The sequence below is a fragment of the Nocardioides sp. genome, from assembly GCF_025965415.1.
Lineage (GTDB): Bacteria > Actinomycetota > Actinomycetes > Propionibacteriales > Nocardioidaceae > Nocardioides.
The window spans coordinates 1-4,359 of sequence record NZ_JAOPWY010000009.1; the positions used below are offsets into that span (position 1 = coordinate 1).

General features: G+C 73.8%; 3 protein-coding genes and 1 pseudogene. 1 reads left to right on the forward strand and 3 read right to left on the reverse strand.

All coding sequences use genetic code 11. The annotated features are described in order from the left end of the window. Window positions 1-276: pseudogene (locus tag JWN97_RS01065) on the forward strand (alcohol dehydrogenase); the annotation flags it as partial. Window positions 277-349: 73 nt separating this feature from the next. Here JWN97_RS01065 and JWN97_RS01070 read toward each other — a convergent pair. The 3 genes from JWN97_RS01070 to JWN97_RS01080 all read right to left on the reverse strand — a co-directional run. Next, the gene (locus tag JWN97_RS01070) at window positions 350-1,999 is read right to left on the reverse strand and encodes a DNA repair helicase XPB (RefSeq protein WP_297616847.1); all 1,650 of its coding nucleotides are present in this window, start codon (window positions 1,997-1,999) and stop codon (window positions 350-352) included. Between the two features lie 39 nt (window positions 2,000-2,038). Further along, on the reverse strand, window positions 2,039-2,566 hold the full coding sequence (locus tag JWN97_RS01075; protein ID WP_297616849.1) for a CGNR zinc finger domain-containing protein: 528 nt from the start codon (window positions 2,564-2,566) through the stop codon (window positions 2,039-2,041). Between the two features lie 32 nt (window positions 2,567-2,598). Then, on the reverse strand, window positions 2,599-4,359 hold a 1,761-nt coding region (locus JWN97_RS01080; protein ID WP_297616860.1), incomplete at its 5' end, for a helicase C-terminal domain-containing protein.

Sequence of the window (4,359 nt, forward strand, 5' to 3'; positions counted from 1 at the left end):
CTGCTGGCGGTCGGGGGCACGCTCGTCAACGTCGGCGCCCCGCCCAAGCCGATCCAGATCAGCGCGATGTCGCTGATCCAGGGCCGCAGGTCGGTCGCCGGCTCGATGATCGGCGGCATCGCGCAGACCCAGGAGATGCTCGACTTCTGCGCCGAGCACGGCATCGCCTCCGAGGTCGAGGTCATCCGCGCCGACCAGGTCAACGAGGCCTACGAGCGGGTGCTCGCCTCCGACGTGCGCTACCGCTTCGTGATCGACACGAGCACGCTCGCCTGACCGACTCCCGCCGGACGACAGTGGAGCCCGGCGCCGCACCCAGCGGCTCCGGGCTCCACTGTGCGACGTCGGCTCAGCTCGACTCCGCCGTCAGGTCGCCGGCGTCGATGATGCGGTAGGCGTAGCCCTGCTCGGCGAGGAACCGCTGCCGGTTCTGCGCGAAGTCGGCGTCGACGGTGTCGCGCGACACGATCGTGTAGAAGTGCGCGCTGCGACCCTCCGTCTTCGGCCGCAGCAGCCGGCCGAGGCGCTGCGCCTCCTCCTGGCGCGAGCCGAACGACCCGCTGACCTGGATGGCCACCTCGGCCGAGGGCAGGTCGATGGAGAAGTTGGCGACCTTGCTCACCACGAGCAGCCCGATCTCACCGGTGCGGAAGGCCGCGAACAGCCGCTGGCGCTCCTTGACCGGCGTCTCGCCCTTGATCACCGGCGCGTCGAGCATCGCGGCGATCTCGTCGAGCTGGTCGATGTACTGCCCGATGACCAGCGTGGGCTGGCCGGCGTGCTGCCGCACGAGATCGCGTACGACGTCGATCTTGGCGTGGGTGCACGAGGCGAGCCGGTAGCGGGTGTCGGGGTCGCTGGTGGCGTAGGCCAGGCGCTCGCCGTCCGGCAGGGTGACCCGCACCTCCACGCAGTCGGCGGGCGCGATGTAGCCCTGCGCCTCGATGTCCTTCCAGGGGGCGTCATAGCGCTTCGGGCCGATGAGCGAGAAGACCTCGCCCTCACGGCCGTCCTCGCGCACCAGGGTGGCGGTCAGGCCGAGGCGCCGGCGCGCCTGGAGGTCGGCGGTCATCCGGAAGATCGGGGCGGGCAGCAGGTGCACCTCGTCGTAGACGATGAGGCCCCAGTCGCGCGCGTCGAGCAGTTCGAGGTGCGGGTAGACGCCCTTCCGCTTCGTCGTCAGCACCTGGTAGGTCGCGATGGTGACCGGTCGGACCTCCTTGACGGCGCCGGAGTACTCGCCGATCTCGTCGGCGGTGAGCGAGGTCCGCGCGATCAGCTCGTCCTTCCACTGGCGCGCGCTGACGGTGTTGGTGACGAGGATCAGCGTGGTCGCCTGCGCGTGCGCCATCGCCGCCGCGCCGACGAGGGTCTTGCCCGCCCCGCACGGCAGCACGACGACGCCGGAGCCGCCGTCCCAGAAGGACTGCGCGGCCTCGCTCTGGTAGGGCCGCAGCGTCCAGCTCGACTGGTCGAGGTCGATGGCGTGGGCCTCGCCGTCGACGTATCCCGCGAAGTCCTCCGCCGGCCAGCCGAGCTTGAGCAGCGCCTGCTTGAGGTTGCCGCGCTCGCTGGGGTGCACCGCGACCGAGTCGTCGTCGAGCCGTGCACCGACCATGCCCGCGATCTTCTTGGCGCGCAGCACCTCCTCCAGCACGGGCCGGTCGACGGAGGAGAGCACGAGGCCGTGGACGGGGTGCTTCTCCAGCCGCAGCCGGCCGTAGCGGCCCATGGTCTCGGCGACGTCGACCAGCAGCGCGTGCGGGACGGCGTACCGCGACCAGGTCAGCAGCGCGTCGACGACCTGCTCGGCGTCGTGGCCGGCGGCGCGGGCGTTCCAGAGGCCGAGCGGAGTGAGGCGGTAGGTGTGGATGTGCTCGGGCGAGCGCTCCAGCTCCGCGAAGGGGGCGATCGCCTTGCGCGCCTCGGGCGCGGAGGGGTGGTCGACCTCGAGGAGGAGCGTCTTGTCCGACTGGACGATGAGGGGACCGTCATTCACCCGACGAGTCTACGGACGGCTCGCGAGCCGGTGGCGCGGTCAGCTCGCCGCCGCTGCCTTCTGGCGGGCTCGGAACGCGGCGACGTTGGCCCGCGAGGAGCAGCGGTCCGAGCAGTAGCGCCGCGACTGGTTGGGGGAGGTGTCGACGAAGACGTTGTCGCAGCGGGGCTCCGTGCAGATGCCGAGCCGGGTCGCGCCGAGGTCGCACACCAGGTTGGCCAGCCCCATCAGCGACTCACCGATGAGCAGCTCGGCCACGGAGGCCGCCCGGTTGGCGACGTGCATGTGGAGGTTGTCGGGGTCGTGGTCGGAGATCATCGGCGTCACCGGGTGCCGGGACAGGAGGTCGTTGAGCGAGCTCACCACGAGTCGTACGTCGTCCACGTCGGAGGCCTCGAAGACCGCCCGGAGCTCGTCCTGGAAGGACTGCAGCGACGCCACGTCCGCCGCGATCACCGACCGGTGCAGCCACGTGCGGTCCGCGAGGTGGGCGTGCAGGGCCGCCTCGTCGGTCAGCTCGGCGTTGACGAGCGCCGCGGAACGCTCGGCGTAGCGGATGAAGTCCACGCCACCATCCTACGTAAGGGGCATGGGGCCGCTCATGCGCGGCGCACGCCGGTGATGCGGTGCACGGCGAACTCGCGTACGTCGTCCGCGCGGTGGTCGAAGGCCGAGAGCCGTCCGCCGTCGAGCCGGCGGGGGTCCACGACGCGTTCGCCGGTGGCCCCGTGGTTGTCGACGTAGCCGATCACGACGGTGCTGCCGGACTCGATCGCGTCGCGCAGGGCGGCGAGGGCGCCCGACGGGGTCGTGGTGGCCGCTGCCGGGGGCCGCGAGGACTCGGCACGGTCGCCGACCCGGATGGCGGTGGCCACGGCCTGCACCTGGGCCGCCTGCCGGGCCTCGACGGCACCGGCGGGACGGCGGCCGCGGCGGCTGCGGGCACGCTGGAGGTCGGGCCGGCTCACCCGGACCGTGCCGTCGGCGGCCTCGACCACCGGGGCGGCGCCGAGCTCGCGCAACCGCGGCAGCAGCACGTCGATCGGCGAGGTCGAGATCGCGACGGTCGGCGCCAGCAGCCGGAGCCCCAGCGTGCGCGCCCGCGGGTCGTGGACCAGCGCGGCCAGGGCCGCCTCGTCGTCGGCACGGAGGAAGGCCTCGGCGTGGCCGACGCGCACCGACCCGAACGTGCGGGCCACGTCGTCGACCAGGAACTCGAGCGGCTGGGGGACCGGCGTCTGCGAGACGGACGTCAGGAAGTCGCGCACCTCCAGTGCCGACCACCCGGCGTCGAAGCCGCGGCGCAGCGAGCCGGAGGAGAAGCGGTAGACCGTCGCACCGCCGCGGGACTCGACGTCGGCGAGCAGATGGAGCCGGCGCGCGACCTCGGTCTCCAGGGGCCCGGGTGCCACTGCGGTGAGGTCGGCCTGGAGCAGGACCTGCTCCACGGGCTGCGGCAGCTGCGGGTCGATCGCCGCCGCGGCTCCGGGGAGGTCGCCCTCGGCGACGAGGCGACCGCTGGGCGGCAGCCCGCCCGCCCCGCTGATGCCGAGCGCGGCGGCCTCGTCGAGCGCGGCCGTGACGAGGTCGGCGAAGACGGTCGGCCGCCGCGGCCGGAGCCAGCCGATCCGCTGCACCAGCGACGGGATGCCGGTCCCCGTCGCGAGCACCTGCCCGTCGGGGACCTCGGCCATGACGTGCAGCGCGAGCCGGCGCGCCTCCTCGGCCAGCCCGCTCGACAGCTCGGGCGCCAGGGCGTTCCACGACTTGCCGGCGGCGTCGCGCGATCCCACGAGCGACGGGACCCGGCTGCTGGCCAGCCACCCGCCGACGAGCCGCGCCCACCGCTCGGAGATCGACCGCCCCGACCAGACGTCGAACTCCTCCGTGGGCAACCACGCCGGGGTGCCGTCGGGCTCGACGCCCTCGGCGATCAGCCCGGCGGCCAGCGCGACCTCCACGATCAGGGCCGCGCCCGCCTCGTCGACGTGCAGCTCCCGGGCCACCGACTTCAGGTCCCGCACCGCCAGGCCGCCGCTGCGCAGCACGCTGGGCGGCTGGAGGCCCCAGTGGTCGAGCAGCAGCTCCACCCGTCGTACGACGTCGAAGGCCGCGCCCGCCGCCGATCGGGCCACCAGCGCGGCGTCGCGCGCGGTCGTCGCCAGCTCGGGCACCTCGTCCACCGGGTGGGTGGTCGTGCGGCCGCCGCGCAGGGCCAGGCCGACCTCGCCCGGGAGCACGACCGAGCTGCCCTCGCGCGGCACCAGCAGCCGGCGGCTGATCAGCTCCTCCGCCGGGGTCGCGGCCTGCTGGGGCGACACCGTGCGGCGGGCCGACCCGGTGGTGCCCTCGCCGCCGTG